Consider the following 16336-nt stretch of genomic DNA (forward strand, 5'->3'; position numbering starts at 1 on the left):
GAAGATACTTCATTAAAATTAAAACGTAATTAATATATGAAAATAGCTGTTATTGGAACAGGATATGTGGGTTTAGTTACTGGTACCTGCCTTGCAGAGACAGGGAACAAAGTGATCTGTGTGGATATAGATGCTGCTAAGGTTAAAAAGATGCAGGATGGTCAGGTACCAATCTATGAGCCAGGACTTGATGTATTATTTCATAGAAACATCGCCCAGGGTAGGCTAACTTTTACAACCGATCTGGCACATGGTATTCAAGATGCACAAATTATATTTATGGCTTTACCGACTCCTCCGGGGGGTGATGGAGCTGCTGATCTTTCTTATATCCTTGGTGCAGCAAAAGATATTTCTAAATTGGTTACGGAATATAAAGTGATCGTCAACAAATCTACAGTACCAGTTGGGACTGCAGATAAAGTTCGTGCAGTGTTTGAGGCAAATACAAACGTAGAAATTGATGTGGTTTCTAATCCTGAATTTCTTCGCGAAGGAGTGGCTGTAGAAGATTTCATGAAACCTGATCGCGTAGTGATCGGTACAAGAAGTGAAAAAGCACAAAAATTAATGGCAGAATTATACGGTCCTTATGTTAGACAAGGTAATCCAATTCTGTTCATGGACGAGCGTTCATCTGAGTTGACAAAATATGCAGCAAACTCTTTCCTTGCTACAAAAATCACATTCATGAACGAGATCGCAAATCTTTGTGAGATTGTAAACGCGGATGTAGACGCTGTACGTAAAGGAATTGGTTCAGATGCAAGAATTGGTAAGCGCTTCCTTTTCCCTGGAATCGGTTATGGCGGTAGTTGCTTCCCTAAAGACGTTCAGGCTTTGGCTAAATCTGCTGATGAACATCAATATGATTTCCAGATCCTGAAAGCGGTAATGGATGTGAATGAAAAACAAAAGACAGTTTTAGTGGATAAACTGCTTAAATATTACAAAGGTAACCTGAAAGGCAAGCATTTTGCTTTATGGGGCTTGGCCTTTAAACCAGAAACTGACGATATTCGTGAGGCACCAGCTTTATATATTATTGATGAGTTGCTGAAACATGGCGCAACAGTTGCTGCCTTTGATCCGGAAGGAATGGGGAACGTAAAGCGTCTTTTAGGTGATAAAATTAAATTTGTTGCGGATCAGTATGAGGCTTTGCAAAATGCAGATGCACTATTGATCGCTACGGAATGGTCTGTTTTTAGAAATCCTGACTTTGAAAGAATGGAAGAAAGCCTGAGTAATAAGGTGATTTTTGATGGACGTAATTTATATGATCTGGAAAAAATGATCGATTTGGGTTATTATTATAATAGTATTGGTCGTAAATTAATAGGGTAATGGGACGTAAAAGAGTATTAATTACCGGAGCAGCAGGCTTCCTGGGTTCACATTTATGTGATCGTTTTATCAAAGAAGATTATCATGTAATTGCAATGGATAACCTGATTACTGGAGATCTGGAGAATATTGCACATTTATTCAAGTTGGAAAACTTTGAGTTTGCGCACCATGACGTATCGAAATTCGTTTATGTCTCGGGAGATTTAGATTATATCTTACACTTTGCTTCACCGGCAAGTCCGATCGACTATTTGAAAATACCGATTCAAACATTAAAAGTAGGTTCCTTAGGAACACATAATTTACTAGGTCTGGCGAAGAGTAAAAATGCGAGAATGCTGATCGCTTCCACTTCGGAAGTGTATGGTGATCCAAATGTAAATCCTCAGCCAGAAGAATATTGGGGAAATGTAAACCCTGTAGGCCCGAGAGGAGTCTATGATGAGGCGAAACGTTTTCAGGAAGCAATGACCATGGCCTACCATACTTTCCATGGTTTAGAAACCAGAATCGTAAGGATTTTTAATACTTATGGTCCAAGAATGCGCCTGAATGATGGTCGTGTTTTACCGGCTTTCATCGGACAAGCTTTGCGTGGTGAAGACCTTACTGTATTTGGTGATGGTTCTCAAACGCGTTCGTTTTGTTATGTGGACGATTTAGTAGAAGGTATTTACAGGTTATTGCTGAGCGATTATGCCATGCCAGTGAATATTGGTAATCCTGATGAGATCACGATCAAGCAATTTGGTGAGGAAATCATCAAATTGACAGGTACCACTCAAAAATTAGTATTGCGTGATTTACCTGTGGATGATCCTAAACAAAGACGTCCGGATATTACTAAAGCCCGTGAGATTTTAGGTTGGGAGCCTAAAGTGAGCAGGGCAGAAGGTTTGAAAATTACTTATGAGTATTTCAAGTCCCTGCCGGCAGAAGCACTGGTGAATAATGAGCACAAAGATTTTACAACTTATAACCGTTAATATATAATAATGTCGAAAATACTAGTAACCGGTGGTACCGGTTTTATTGGATCACATACCGTGGTAGAGCTATACAATGCAGGGTATGATGTCGTGATCGTTGATGATTTTTCTAACTCAAATCCTAAAATCCTTAAACAGATTGAAGCAATTACTGGAAGAGTACCTGAGTTTGTTGAGCTGGATTTATGTGATGAATTAAAAGTTAAAGCATTTGTTGACGCAAATACTGACATCTCAGGGGTAATTCATTTTGCGGCTTTTAAAGCAGTAGGAGAGTCTGTTCAACAGCCACTGAAATATTATAGAAACAATTTTTATTCTTTGATTAATGTCATCAATGGCTTTAATAGTAAAGTGAATCTTGTATTTTCTTCTTCTTGTACTGTTTATGGTCAGCCAGATGTGTTGCCAGTAACTGAAGCAGCTCCAGTTAAAAAAGCAGAATCACCTTATGGTAATACAAAGCAGATCGCAGAAGAGATTCTGCAGGAAAGTTGTGCGGTGACTCCTGAAATGAATGTGATTGCCTTGCGTTATTTTAATCCTGTAGGTGCTCATGATTCTGCATTAATTGGTGAATTGCCAATCGGTGTTCCACAAAATCTGATTCCATTTATTACACAATCAGCTATTGGAAAACGTGGTCCGATCACAGTTTATGGAAATGATTATGACACCCCAGATGGTAGCGCAATCAGAGATTATATCCACGTAGTAGACTTAGCTAAAGCACATGTTGCAGCGATTCAACGTTTGGAAAGCAAAAAAGCGGAATCTAATTATGAAGTTTTCAATTTAGGAACAGGTACAGGTACAACGGTATTACAAGTAATTGAAGCTTTTGAAAAAGCAACAGGCGAAAAGTTAAGTTATACCATTGGTGCAAGAAGAGAAGGTGATATTGAGAAGGTTTGGGGTGATGTGACTAAATCAGCAAATGATTTAGGATGGAAAGCTGAACGTGATATCAATGTAATGATGTCTTCTGCATGGAATTGGGAAAAATATTTAAAAGATAACCCATTCTAGATGTTATTAAGCGAACATAAAGACCTCAAGCTGGAAATTAAATCCCTTCCTGAAAAGGAAAAGGATAAGCTGTTGCTCCGGTTGATCGCGAAAGATAAAATCTTGACAGAACACTTGCATTTTTTATTGATGGAAGGGGAGCAAGATTTGGTGGACAGACAAGAGCAGCTTAGTGCCCGAATTGATGAAGAGATTGAAGAGCTGATGTCCAATAGAAGAAGGAATGCTAAAGAGGCTTTGCTGAAAATGAGAAAGTTAAATGGTAGTATTACCCACCATTTTAAGGTGACTAAAGATTTGAACAGCGAAATGGAACTGCGAATTCATCTTTTCAAAGGTATTCCCATTGATTTCAATGAAGGTGTATTTTCTACTTTGCATAAGTTCAATGAAAAGTTAATGATCTATTTTGCCAAATCTGTGTTTTCTGTGTATAACAAATACCTGAAAATGCATGAGGAGACTCAGTTTGACCTTAAAGAGGGATTTAATGAAGTGCTGACTAAAATTTATCAATATAAAACAGCTCCTGTTGCTGAAGAATTGGGTTTGCCTAAAGAAATTTAAGGTGAGGCCTGCTATTAAAAATTGAAATCTATCGAAATGAAAAAGAAAATATTGATCACGGGTGGAGCTGGCTTCATTGGTTCACATGTGGTACGCCGTTTTGTGAGCAATTATCCTGATTATGAAATCCTGAATCTTGACGTGTTAACGTATGCAGGAAATCTGGCAAACTTAACTGATGTGGAAGATTTGCCGAATTATCGTTTTGTGAAGGCTGATATTACTGATGCCCTTGCGATGAACGATTTGTTTGAGCAAGAGAATTTTGATGCGGTCATCCATTTGGCTGCAGAATCTCACGTGGATAGATCTATTGCTGATCCAACTGCATTTGTGATGACCAATGTGATTGGTACCGTAAACCTTTTGAACGCAGCTAGAGCACATTGGAAAGGTGATTATGATAAAAAACGTTTCTATCACGTGTCTACTGATGAAGTGTATGGCGCTTTAGGAGAAACAGGAATGTTTACCGAAACTACAGCGTATGATCCGCACAGTCCTTACTCTGCGTCAAAAGCATCTTCTGATCATTTCGTTCGGGCTTACCATGATACTTATGGTCTTGATGTCGTAATTTCTAACTGCTCAAATAACTATGGTTCTCACCATTTTCCTGAAAAATTGATCCCATTAGCGATTAATAACATCAAGAATAATTTGCCTGTTCCTGTTTATGGAAAAGGTGAAAACGTGAGAGACTGGCTTTGGGTAGAAGATCATGCACGTGCAATTGATGTGATCTTTCATGAGGCAGCAACTGGCGAAACGTATAATATTGGTGGCCATAACGAATGGAAGAACATTGATCTTATTCATTTGCTTTGTGATATTATGGATCGTAAACTGAACAGAACACCTGGTGATTCTGCAAAATTGATTTCCTTTGTAACAGATAGAGCTGGACATGACTTACGTTATGCGATCGATTCTAGTAAATTGCAAAATAAATTAAATTGGGTACCTAGTCTTCAATTTGAAGAAGGGCTGGAAAAAACAGTTGAGTGGTATCTTGAAAATGAAGAATGGCTTTCAAATGTGACTTCTGGAAACTATAAAGCATATTATGAAACACAATATCAGGGCAGATAAGACCTGATCATTATAAACAAGAAAGGCCATCTTTTTAAAGATGGCCTTTCTTGTTTATAATCTTGCTCTAATTATTCATATCTCAATGCTTCTACTGGATCTAACTTAGATGCTTTTTTAGCAGGATAGTATCCTGACATAATGCCCACAAGTACACAAAGTACGAATCCTCCAAAGATCCACAGCCATGGAATGATAAAGGAACCACCCATCGCCAAAGAGATCACATTCCCTATCGCTATTCCGAGGAAAATTCCAAAAGCACCTCCCATCAGGCAAATGATGACCGCTTCAATTAAAAACTGTTTGCGAATTACAGCAGGGTTGGCGCCGATCGCTTTCCTGATCCCGATTTCCCTTGTTCGTTCCGTAACAGAGACCAACATGATATTCATTAAGCCAATAGAAGCACCAATTAAGGTGATCGCCCCAATAGCAATCCCACCCCATACCACATACTTTAAATTCTCAAATAAGGTTTGTGCAATGGCATCGCTTTTAATTATTTCGAAGTTATTGGGTTCAGCAACTTTAACTTTTCTAATGTTTCTAAACTCAGCGGTAGCTTCTCCAATGATGTCTTCTTGCATTTCGTTGGTTGGAACCATAACTACAATGTTGTAAGAAGGATTCCCATTCGAGTTGATTTTTTTAGCTTTTAATAATGGAACGTATACGGCTCGGTCTCCACTGAATCCCATACTGGAGCCTTTTGATGCCAATAGACCGATAACTTTTAGTCGGTTACCGCCAACATTAATGACTTTATCTATCGGAGACTCTTTCTTGAATAGTTTTTCGCTAACCTCGCTTCCGATGATACAAACATTGTTTCCATTTTCGACTTCCGTTTTACTGAAATTCCTTCCAGAAGTCAGCTGAAGGCCCATAGAATTTAATCCATTCTCATCAATTCCCTGAATGTTAATATTTGGATTTGTTTTCTCCGTCCCATATTTTATAGTTGCACCATAAGTGACCATTACATTGATGGCAACTGTTGCGGGTGTATTTAGTTGATTCTTAAAGGTTATAGCATCCTCGTAGCGGATGCTCTTGAACGGCTTAGGTCTTTTACCTCCTCCTCCAATTCGAATTCCTACACCACGATTCCGAATGGTAAATGAGTTGGCGCCCATACTAGAAAACGCTTCCGTCATGCTGGTTTTTACTGCATCTAACGTGGTTAGAATTCCTACTAAAGCAGATAAACCTATCGCAATGATCAATGCAGTTAGCATGGTGCGTAACCGATTACTTTTTATAGATTGTAGGGCAATTCTTACGTTTTCTGTATAGGTCATTCTTTAGAAATAAGATTCTTAAAGGGATAAAAATAAAAAGTCCCGTTGTTAAGACAACGAGACCTGTTATAATGTTACAATGGAAACCTAAATAATTCCCTGAATAAAAATCTATTTATGCTGAAAAGCTGGTACCACAACCACATGTACTGGCTGCATTTGGATTGTTGAAGGTAAAGCCTCTTGAATTTAGCCCATCTTGCCAATCTACTTGCATTCCCATTAAATACATCTGGTGTGCTTTGTGCATGAAAACCTTAATGCCATCAATGATAAACTCTTGATCTCCTTCTTTCTTTTGATCAAAACCTAAAACATAACTCATTCCTGAGCAACCACCACCCTCTACTCCTACACGTAAGCCGAAGTCTTCAGCGATTTCTTGTTGGTCTTTTAGTTTAAAAAGCTCTTTTACAGCAGTTTCTGTAAAAGTAACTGGTGCAAATGCGGTATCAACTGTGTTACTCATGTTATTTAAAATTAGGAAGAACAAATATAAATAAAATGTACATTTTTGTCGGGTTAATCGCTAATTATTACGGTATTTAAACAAAGGAATGAGCATAGAGTCTTTATTAATAGAAGTAGTCCCCATAACAGTTGCCGGTGTAGTGACGATTTCGGTAGGTTATTACCTGATAAAAAATGATATTGATAAATATTTTAGATTGAGGTTTGCTGCTAAAAAAGAGGAGCAATCACCGATTTTTTCCTTACGTCTTCAGGCTCACGAGCGCCTGATTGTCTTTGTAGAAAGAATTAATCCGGCAAATTTGTTTCTGAGATTGTATACGCCTGGTATTTCAGTTAAAGAATTACAGATATTGGTATCCAATGAAATCAGAGCAGAGTATCAACATAACGTAACGCAACAACTGTACGTGTCCGAAAGAGTATGGAATGTGATCCGTAAGCTTAAAGATGATACTTTGGCAATGGTAAATCATGCGGTTCAGGGATTGCCTGAGCAGGCAACAGGGATGGATTTAAGTAAAAAAGTACTGCAACATATGACGGAAATTGCTGATAATCCTTATGATTTGACGCTGGATCTGATTAAAAAGGATATTCATCAATTGTTTTAAATTATGGAAGAGAAGAAGATTACGACGAGTTCAGGTATAGAAATCAAAGAAATATATACCAGTGCGAAGCCAATGACTGAGCAGCCGGGAGAATTTCCTTTTACAAGAGGGATTCAAAAGGATATGTATAGAGGGCGGTTGTGGACCATGCGTCAGTATGCCGGATTTTCTACAGCGGAAGAATCTAATAAGAGGTATCATTATCTACTGAAACAGGGAACTATGGGCCTTTCGGTTGCATTTGATTTACCTACTCAGATTGGATATGATTCTGACCATGAAATGGCGGAAGGGGAAGTGGGTAAAGTAGGCGTAGCAATTGATTCTCTGAAAGATATTGAAATTTTATTTGATGGAATCGAACTTCAAAAGATCACCACCTCCATGACTATCAATGCTACTGCCTCTATTTTGTTGGCCATGTATATTGCTTTAGCAAAGAAGCAGGGAGCCGATATCAAGCAGATTTCTGGAACAATCCAGAATGATATACTGAAGGAATATGCGGCAAGAGGAACTTATATTTATCCACCAAAATCCTCTATGAGGATTATTACTGATATTTTTGAATATTGTAGTCAGGAGGTGCCAAAATGGAATACCATTTCGATTTCAGGTTATCATATTCGAGAAGCAGGATCTAATGCAGTACAGGAGCTTGCTTTTACGCTGTCAAATGGTAAAGCTTATTTAAACGCAGCTTTAGAAAAAGGATTAGATATTAATGTCTTTGCAAAGCGACTCTCTTTTTTCTTTAACTGTCATAATAATTTCTTTGAAGAGATTGCAAAGTTCCGCGCAGCTAGGCGAATGTGGGCTAAAATCACTAAAGAGTTAGGGGCCACAGATGAAAAAGCCCAGATGTTACGTTTTCATACGCAAACAGGAGGTTCTACGTTAACGGCACAACAACCATTGAATAACGTGATCCGGGTAACGAGTCAAGCGATGGCAGCAGTACTTGGAGGCACACAGTCTCTACACACAAACGGTTACGATGAGGCGTTATCACTTCCTACAGAAGCAGCGGCCAAAATTGCGCTGCGTACACAACAGGTGATTGCTTTTGAAAGTGGAATTACGGATACGGTTGATCCATTGGCCGGTTCTTTTTTTGTGGAAAACCTAACGGATGAAATTGAAGCAGCCGCACAACTTTACATTGATAAAATTGATGCAATGGGTGGCTCTGTGAATGCCATAGAAAATGGATATATCCAGAATGAAATTGGCAATGCTGCTTATCAATACCAATTGGAAATTGAGGATGGTAGTCGGGTTATTGTTGGAGTGAATAAATTTACACAGGAAAAGGAGGGGATAAACGATGTGTTTACCATTGATGAGTCTATAAGAACCATTCAGACGGACAAGTTGAATAAGCTAAAATCTGAGCGGAATCAGTTGGCTGTGGAAAAAGCTTTGAACGATTTATTAGTTGCTGCAAAGGGCACTGAGAATCTAATGCCTTTTATTCTGGTGGCTGTAGAAGCTTATGCAACGCTTGGCGAGGTTTCGGATGTGCTACGTGGTGTTTTTGGTGAATATTAGTAGGTATGTTAAAAAATAGTTATCCACATAAAAAATTCAGGTTAACTATGCTAATCATCTGCTATTTAAGTGCTTACTGAATATATTAAAATTTAGTTTTTTTTGTTGATAATTTTTTGAATATTCGGTATCTCGATAGGGCATAGCCAATGTGCCAGTATCGTCCCTGTTAACTAACTAATTGTATCATAAAAATGGAAAAAACTTGTACCGAAGTATGGAAAAGCTGTCTCCAAATCATAAAGGATAACATACCCGGCCAGAGTTTCAAAACCTGGTTCGAGCCGATATCCGCTCTCAAGTTGGAAGGCAATGTTTTAACAATACAAGTACCGAGTTTATTCTTTTATGAGTGGCTGGAAGAACATTATGTTGGACTGCTTCGAAAGACGGTCAAGAAACAATTGGGTGAGGAGGGAAGATTGGAGTATAATATTGTGGTGGACAAGTCTTCGAAAAGTGGTTCTCCTTATACAACCAATATGCCAAGTAACGGCAATGGTGCGGAAGCAAAGTTTCAATCAATGCCCATCCCGGTTTCTATCAATAAAGATATTAGAAATCCATTTATTATACCTGGATTAAAAAAACTAACAGTAGATCCTCAATTGAATGCGAATTATACTTTCGATAACTATATTGAGGGGGATTGCAACCGTTTAGCACGTTCGGCAGGATATGCAGTTGCGGCTAAACCTGGTGGAACTTCCTTTAATCCCTTAATGATTTATGGAGGGGTTGGGTTGGGTAAAACACACCTTGCTCAAGCAATTGGCAACGAGATTAAACGAAACCTACCTGATAAATTGGTGATCTATGTATCTTGTGAAAAGTTTTGTCAACAATTCGTGGATTCGTTAAAAAACAACACTATTAATGATTTTGTGAATTTTTACCAGGCAATGGATGTTATTATCATGGATGATGTTCATAATTTTGCAGGGAAAGAAAAAACTCAAGATATATTCTTTCATATTTTTAATCATTTACACCAATCAGGAAAACAGGTAATTTTATCCTCTGATAAAGCGCCGAAAGATTTAGCAGGATTAGAAGAAAGATTGTTGAGTCGGTTCAAATGGGGGCTGTCTGCAGATCTTCAGATTCCTGATTTGGAAACGCGAATAGCTATTCTTAGAAAGAAAATGTATGCTGATGGAATTGAACTTCCTAATGAAGTAGTAGAGTATGTAGCCCATAATATTGATAATAACGTTCGTGAGTTGGAAGGTGCCATGGTTTCTCTTTTAGCACAGTCTACCTTAAATAAAAAAGACATTGATCTGAATCTGGCTAAGCAGATGTTGAAGAATTTTATTAAAAACACTTCAAAAGAGATTTCAATGGAATATATTCAGAAATTGGTTTGTGAGTATTTTGAAGTTCCTATTGATATGGTAAAATCTCCGACAAGAAAACGTGAGATTGTACAGGCGCGGCAGATTTCTATGTACCTTTCTAAAAGCCATACGAAGTCATCTTTAAAAACTATAGGCGCATTTTTTGGCGGAAGAGATCATTCAACTGTAATTTACGCTTGTCAGACTGTAGAGGATCTTATCGATACCGACAAGAATTTTAAAGGGTATGTACATGATATCCAAAAGAAATTGAAAATGACCTAACGATGGGTTGTTTAATGAAAATGCTCCCAAAAAGTTGGATACTTTATGGGAGCATTTTTTTTGATTTTTATGTTTATTTAACCGCCTCTAACTTCATCAAACCATAAAATAGCGCTGAAACATGTAAAGATTGAGCAATTTGATTGTCCAGTATTAATTGTTTAACTTCTGGAATGCTATATTTCTCTACCGTTAGAATTTCATGTTCATCTAAGTGTTGTTCATGTGTTTTAATACCTCCGGTAAGTAGATAAGTAAAAGTAACGTTATTTGCGGTTGCTGGATTAGGGTACAGCGTTGCCAAATGACTGATGGTTTTAAATGAATAACCGGTTTCTTCCAACAATTCTCTCTTTACAGCGTCTTCAGGTTTTTCATCGCCATCAATTACGCCACCTGGGATCTCTAGTGAGATGATGTCCGCACCATGGCGATATTGACGAACCATAATTATCTGGTTGTCTTCCGTTAGTGCTACTGCATTCACCCAATTTGGGTATTCGAGTACAAAATAATCATCTTTAGTACTTCCATTTTGGAGCTTACAAGTATCTACGCGTAATGTTGCCCATTTCTCTTTCACCAGGTATCTTGATGAAATCTTTTGCCATTTTAATATTTCCATGTTAGGGATTAAGGTATTGCTGGATCTTCTTTTGTCGATCCAAATTGACCATGCTGACGATATGATGTTTCTCTTCCAGCATTTGATAAATCAGTAATAGTTTGTCTGCAACCAACTTATTCCTTTCCTGTTGTCTGGAAGGAGTTAAGTCTGCATAAAGAAATTGACTCAACATTTCCAGTTTTTCAGCTGGAAATTCTTTGGAATTTAAAAGGGTGTTGAATTCATTATTTGAATCGGTTAACAGCTCATCTTCGGATATTTCAAATTCCTTTAAAAGGGATTCTTTGAAAAGTTCTTCGGCTTCTTCTAGATTACCCTCTAATTTTAGTCCCATAATTCGGGCGAGTACCTGAGCTAGCTTTTGCATCTCAGCAGTAATTAAATCTCTTCTAAGCATAAGTCTTACCAGCTACCACTACTACCACCACCACCAAAACTGCCACCACCGAATCCACCAAATCCACCGCCACCACTACTGCCGCCACCGAACCCGCTTCCGCCTGATCCTCTACCTCCGCCAAGTAACATACTCCAAAAAAGAGCATCGGCAACGCCGCGACTACCGATAACCTGGCCACCGCCACCGTTTCCACCACCTTTTTTAAGAACGACAATTACCACAATAACGATGATAATAATAATGATGATGCCAGCAGCTCCTCCTTGACTTTGTCCAGCTTTGGGTTTGTCATTCTTGTATTCACCTTTGGTATAACTGATGATGGCATCTGTACCTGCCTGAAGACCGGAGTAGTAGTCCCCTACTTTAAAATAAGGCTTTATGTCATTGTCTATAATCCTGCGTACGTATAAATCCGGAAGTGCTCCTTCTACACCATAACCCGTTTGTATGGAGATCTTTCTATCTCCCAGTGCCGCAACGATCATGATTCCATTGTTTTTTCCTTTACCACCTACGCCCCATTTTCGACCTAGTTCCAATGCATATTCCCCGATGTCATAGTCGCCTACCGATTTTATGATAGCAATAGCGATTTGTGTTGAAGTGGAGTCATCAAAGGCTACGAGTTTTTGCTCTAGTTGTTGTAGTTGACTGGCAGTTAGTGTGCCCGTATAATCATTAACTAGCTTATTAGGTTTTGCTGGGAAATCTTGTGCGAAACCCAAAGTGGAAGTTAGTGTAAAAAGGAATGCTATGAGTAGTTGCTTCATGGCTTTACAGATTTATATTGGTCCATGAAGATGATTTCATTAGGTAATTCATTGATATCACCACCTTCAAATGGAAAGAAGGTGGCTAATTTTTCTCCTGCTAGGACGATTCCAGCAATAATGCCCTGAACAAGATTTCCTCCAGAGAAATGTGCTTTCATCGCAATTTTCGTCGTTTCCCAGAAGTCCTCTGGTACCACTTTATTAATTCCGCTATCACCGATGATAGCAAATTTATGGTCAATATAAGCAAGGTAGATGAGTACACCGTTGTGTTTTGATGTCTTTTCCATACCTAGTTTGGAGAAATAGGAGGTTGCTTTTTCAATAGGATCGCCTTCGCAATGTTTGTCTATGGCAATTCTGATTTCGCCTGAAGTTCCTTTTTCAGCTTCTGAAATCGCGTTGGCTATTAATTCTTGTTCTTGTTCTGTGAAAATTCCCATAATAGGATGACTGGATAAAGATAAGGGTAATACATGTTTTAACTAAAACACGGATTACCCTTAAATGTTGTGACGGTATTTTAGAATTCTACTTTTGGAGCTTTATCTGCCCCGGCCTCTGCTTTAAAGCCTGCTTTTTGGCTAAAACCAAATATGCCAGCAGTAATGTTATTAGGGAAAGACCTTACTTTAGTATTGTAAGTCTGTACAGCCTCGTTGAAATCTTTACGTGCTACAGCTATTCTGTTTTCAGTTCCTGCAAGTTCAGCCGAAACATCTCTAAATTGTTCTGTGGCTTTTAATTCAGGATAGTTTTCTGTGACCATCAATAAACGTCCAAGAGCTTGACTCACCTGACCTTGTGCCGCCTGGTATTTTTCAATATTTTCCGGTGTTAGTTTATCAGGATCAATGGTTACTTGAGTAGCTTTAGCACGAGCTTCTGTAACTTGAGTTAAAGTCGATTGCTCAAATTTAGCAGCTCCTTTAACGGTATTTACAAGATTTGGGATTAAATCAGAACGTCTTTGGTACTGTGTCTCTACTTGGTTCCATTTCGCCTTAACGTCTTCGTCTAATTTAACCATGCCATTGTACCCACAGCTGCTAAAGACTACTAATAATGCTAAAATACCGACTATTGCTAATACTGTTTTTTTCATAATTTCTGTTTTTAATTGCCCTGATTGTTAACTGTTGTCATGACCAGGTTTTGCGTTTTGTTTTTCTAAGTGTTAATTTACAAATTAGAACTCAATTTCCGTACCCTTGTTTCTAATCTGTAAAAAAACATGACAGGTTTTTATAAAAATGACGAATCAGCCTGTAATTCTTAATTAAACGGCATTTCTGTCAGTTGATTAACTGCTTGTTAAGAGTCCCTGATCACTTTTTTGAAAGATCATTCCGGAGCTCATCATTCAAGATTTCGTATATTTGCAACAGTTCAGGATAAAAACCTGACATATTTATGCAAAAAGAAATCGAAATTACTCTGGCTCCTGAAGATGTTGAACAGGATGCAATCTTAAAAAGCACCTTATCTGAGGTCCTAGAGGTCAAGATCACACGAATTAAAGGATATAAAATTCTAAAGAGGTCTATTGATGCACGTTCAAGAAGAGTGATTTTTCGCCTTCAGGTTCGGGTATTTATCGACGAAGAACCTTTGAATGAGGTTTTTGAAGTGAATTATCCAAATGTTAGTGATAAAAAACCTGTAATTATTGTCGGCGCCGGCCCTGCTGGATTATTTGCGGCTTTACAATGTATTGAGAATGGGTTTAAGCCTATTGTTCTAGAGCGTGGTAAGGATGTGAAACAGCGTAGGAGGGATTTGGCGGCTATTAATAAGGAAGGTATTGTAAATATAGAATCCAATTATTGCTATGGAGAAGGTGGTGCAGGGACTTATTCTGATGGTAAACTTTACACCCGCTCTAATAAGCGTGGGGATATCAATAAAGTGTTACAGGTTTTTGTTGAACATGGCGCTACCGAAGATATTTTAGTAGATGCCCGTCCTCATATTGGGACAAATAAACTCCCGCAAATTATTACCGCAATTAGAGAACGTATTCAAAATGCCGGAGGAGAAGTACGCTTTGATCAAAAAGTGACTGATATCCTGATCGACTTTGGAAAAGTTAAAGGCGTCATTGTGAATGGGGATGATAAACTATTGGCTGATGCTGTTATTTTGGCAACAGGACACTCGGCGAGAGATATTTATGAATTATTAAATAGTAAAAATATACTAGTTGAAGCAAAGCCTTTCGCTCTGGGTGTGAGAATTGAGCATCCACAAGCAATTATCGATGCAGCACAATATCACTGCGATATTCGTAGTGAATTTCTGCCTCCTGCTTACTATAGTTTAGTAGAACAAGTTGGAAGTAGGGGTGTTTTTTCATTTTGTATGTGCCCAGGTGGAATTATTGCCCCTTGTGCTACCCATGAAAATGAAATTGTAGTGAATGGATGGTCTCCTTCTAAAAGAAACAATCCATTTGCTAATTCAGGAACTGTGGTGCAGATCACCTTGGATGATGTGAAAGGAACAGATCCATTAAGAATGATGAACTTTCAAGCAGATATTGAGCGCACGGCCTTCCAAATGGGAGGAGGTAACCTTGTGGCTCCTGGACAGAGAATGGTAGATTTTGTAGAGAATAGGGTGTCAATTGATTTACCTAAGAACTCTTATCTGCCAGGAACAAAAAGTGTAATGTTACAAGAGACGTTACCTGATTTTGTTGCTTCTAGCTTAAGAAATGCTTTACCCCTTTTTGGAAAGAAAATGAAGGGTTATTATACAAATGAAGCGATTCTTGTTGGTGTAGAGAGTAGAAGTTCATCTCCAGTGCGTATCCCAAGGGATAAAGAAACTTTTCAACACCCACAAGTTGCGGGATTATTTCCTTGTGCTGAAGGCGCTGGTTATGCAGGGGGGATTGTTTCAGCAGCAATTGATGGGGTGAATTGTGCAAACGCCATTCTTAAATTAGCTTAATATAAGCAGATTTGTTGTTTCGTTGTTAATGTCCTTCGAAGCTGTGATGCTTGTTCATGGCTTTGATGATTTTTGTTCGACATGATCATGTTTGGTTTGCTACTGCGTAACTTGCAAATGGAGATTTCACGCTTACCCTTCTCAGCTTTGACATGAAAGGGGAGGGCTAAATTGACCTAAATATATTTACTATGAAAAATACATTAATTATTGGGGCTTCCCCAAATCCTATGCGTTATTCCTATAAAGCAGCTCATATGTTGAAAGCAAAGGGACATTCTATTGTTAATGTTGGGATAAAAAAAGGAGAGGTAGCTGGAGTGTCTATTGAAGAGCCTGGAATCTTGCATGAAGGTATAGACACGATTACCTTATATATAGGAGAGGATATTCAGCACCAATACTATGATTATATTCTTCAGACCAAACCTAAAAGAGTAATTTTCAATCCAGGCACAGAAAATAAAGAGCTTGAATCATTGTTGAAGGAGAATGATATAGAACCAGTGGAGGCCTGTACTTTGGTTTTGCTATCCACAGGTCAGTATTAGAGGGTGGTGATGTTATTTAGTTCTTAGTTTACTACTGAATATTGTAATTCAGCTTATTGATGATGCATTTATCTATCTTGTCTATTGATTGTTTTGTTTCGGATCAAATAACAAGCAATTACTTTTGCCATTCTTTAGGTTGTCTTTTATTATGAATGGCTAAGATGAAAATTCATGTTTAACCTTTCTTCTTATCCGGTGTTAAATTTATGTTATTTTTTTGCACTGTAGATCATGTAGTTATAGGGGTATTTGGATTGTAGTTGTTATATAGTTTGCGAGGGCGTTTAATTTTCTTACTTTTGCATCCCGCTTCGGAGGAAGGGTTTGTGCGAGAGCTACAGAGAGAAGAATTTGAAAGATTGCAGTAGAGAAGAGTCAGAGGTTGTTTTGAAGGTTTAATCACCAAATAGAACAAAGTAAAAAAGTTTAAA

Annotated in this window: 17 protein-coding genes; 10 read left to right on the plus strand and 7 right to left on the minus strand. The window is 38.2% G+C overall.

What is annotated here, in order from left to right; translation table 11 throughout:
* Nucleotides 1-36 precede the first annotated feature (36 nt).
* The 5 genes from GM920_RS23395 to rfbB are packed head-to-tail and all read left to right on the plus strand — an operon-like array spanning nucleotide 37 to nucleotide 5027.
* Complete coding sequence (locus GM920_RS23395; RefSeq protein WP_182961836.1) at nucleotides 37-1347, plus strand: UDP-glucose dehydrogenase family protein; 1311 nt, start codon at nucleotides 37-39, stop codon at nucleotides 1345-1347.
* Nucleotides 1347-2336 (plus strand): UDP-glucuronic acid decarboxylase family protein, encoded by a 990-nt coding sequence (locus GM920_RS23400; RefSeq protein WP_182961837.1) that lies wholly within the window; start codon nucleotides 1347-1349, stop codon nucleotides 2334-2336. Before GM920_RS23395 ends, GM920_RS23400 begins: the two co-directional genes overlap by 1 nt.
* A gap of 9 nt (nucleotides 2337-2345) precedes the next feature.
* Entirely contained in the window at nucleotides 2346-3368 is a 1023-nt protein-coding gene (gene galE, locus GM920_RS23405; RefSeq protein ID WP_182961838.1) for a UDP-glucose 4-epimerase GalE, read from the plus strand.
* Nucleotides 3369-3935: a hypothetical protein gene (locus tag GM920_RS23410; RefSeq protein ID WP_182961839.1), complete on the plus strand. Its 567-nt coding sequence runs from the start codon at nucleotides 3369-3371 to the stop codon at nucleotides 3933-3935.
* A gap of 36 nt (nucleotides 3936-3971) precedes the next feature.
* The gene (gene rfbB / locus GM920_RS23415; RefSeq protein ID WP_182961840.1) at nucleotides 3972-5027 is read left to right on the plus strand and encodes a dTDP-glucose 4,6-dehydratase; all 1056 of its coding nucleotides are present in this window, start codon (nucleotides 3972-3974) and stop codon (nucleotides 5025-5027) included.
* A gap of 71 nt (nucleotides 5028-5098) precedes the next feature.
* On the opposite strand, the gene GM920_RS23420 is transcribed toward rfbB, so the two are convergent.
* Complete coding sequence (locus GM920_RS23420) at nucleotides 5099-6331, minus strand: ABC transporter permease (RefSeq protein ID WP_182961841.1); 1233 nt, start codon at nucleotides 6329-6331, stop codon at nucleotides 5099-5101.
* A 115-nt stretch (nucleotides 6332-6446) separates the two neighbouring features.
* The gene (locus GM920_RS23425) at nucleotides 6447-6800 is read right to left on the minus strand and encodes a HesB/IscA family protein (protein ID WP_073237714.1); all 354 of its coding nucleotides are present in this window, start codon (nucleotides 6798-6800) and stop codon (nucleotides 6447-6449) included.
* Between the two features lie 88 nt (nucleotides 6801-6888).
* Between GM920_RS23425 and GM920_RS23430 the strand changes: the two genes are divergently transcribed.
* The 3 genes from GM920_RS23430 to dnaA all read left to right on the plus strand — a co-directional run bounded on the left by GM920_RS23430 (nucleotide 6889) and on the right by dnaA (nucleotide 10592).
* Nucleotides 6889-7416, plus strand: coding sequence for a DUF7935 family protein (locus GM920_RS23430; protein ID WP_182961842.1), 528 nt, complete (start codon nucleotides 6889-6891; stop codon nucleotides 7414-7416).
* Between the two features lie 3 nt (nucleotides 7417-7419).
* Entirely contained in the window at nucleotides 7420-8967 is a 1548-nt protein-coding gene (locus GM920_RS23435) for an acyl-CoA mutase large subunit family protein (protein ID WP_182961843.1), read from the plus strand.
* Between the two features lie 194 nt (nucleotides 8968-9161).
* Nucleotides 9162-10592, plus strand: a complete 1431-nt coding sequence (gene dnaA, locus GM920_RS23440) for a chromosomal replication initiator protein DnaA (RefSeq protein WP_182961844.1) — start codon at nucleotides 9162-9164, stop codon at nucleotides 10590-10592.
* Between the two features lie 73 nt (nucleotides 10593-10665).
* Here the strand turns inward: dnaA and GM920_RS23445 are convergent, their stop codons facing one another.
* The 5 genes from GM920_RS23445 to GM920_RS23465 form a co-directional block, all read right to left on the minus strand.
* Nucleotides 10666-11217 (minus strand): NUDIX hydrolase, encoded by a 552-nt coding sequence (locus tag GM920_RS23445; protein ID WP_182961845.1) that lies wholly within the window; start codon nucleotides 11215-11217, stop codon nucleotides 10666-10668.
* A gap of 1 nt (nucleotide 11218) precedes the next feature.
* Nucleotides 11219-11617: a hypothetical protein gene (locus tag GM920_RS23450; RefSeq protein WP_182961846.1), complete on the minus strand. Its 399-nt coding sequence runs from the start codon at nucleotides 11615-11617 to the stop codon at nucleotides 11219-11221.
* A gap of 5 nt (nucleotides 11618-11622) precedes the next feature.
* Nucleotides 11623-12393 carry a TPM domain-containing protein gene (locus GM920_RS23455; protein ID WP_182961847.1) on the minus strand — a complete coding sequence of 257 codons (771 nt, stop codon included), beginning with the start codon at nucleotides 12391-12393 and terminating at the stop codon, nucleotides 11623-11625.
* Nucleotides 12390-12839, minus strand: coding sequence for a TPM domain-containing protein (locus tag GM920_RS23460; RefSeq protein ID WP_182961848.1), 450 nt, complete (start codon nucleotides 12837-12839; stop codon nucleotides 12390-12392). The genes GM920_RS23455 and GM920_RS23460 overlap by 4 nt, the downstream gene beginning before the upstream one ends.
* 80 nt (nucleotides 12840-12919) lie before the next feature.
* Nucleotides 12920-13501, minus strand: coding sequence for a LemA family protein (locus GM920_RS23465; protein WP_182961849.1), 582 nt, complete (start codon nucleotides 13499-13501; stop codon nucleotides 12920-12922).
* 308 nt (nucleotides 13502-13809) lie between these two features.
* Between GM920_RS23465 and GM920_RS23470 the strand changes: the two genes are divergently transcribed.
* Nucleotides 13810-15351, plus strand: coding sequence for an NAD(P)/FAD-dependent oxidoreductase (locus tag GM920_RS23470; RefSeq protein ID WP_182961850.1), 1542 nt, complete (start codon nucleotides 13810-13812; stop codon nucleotides 15349-15351).
* A 191-nt stretch (nucleotides 15352-15542) separates the two neighbouring features.
* Complete coding sequence (locus GM920_RS23475; RefSeq protein ID WP_182961851.1) at nucleotides 15543-15902, plus strand: CoA-binding protein; 360 nt, start codon at nucleotides 15543-15545, stop codon at nucleotides 15900-15902.
* Nucleotides 15903-16336 lie beyond the last annotated feature (434 nt).

This window comes from Pedobacter gandavensis (genome assembly GCF_014172405.1).
Classification (GTDB): domain Bacteria; phylum Bacteroidota; class Bacteroidia; order Sphingobacteriales; family Sphingobacteriaceae; genus Pedobacter; species Pedobacter gandavensis.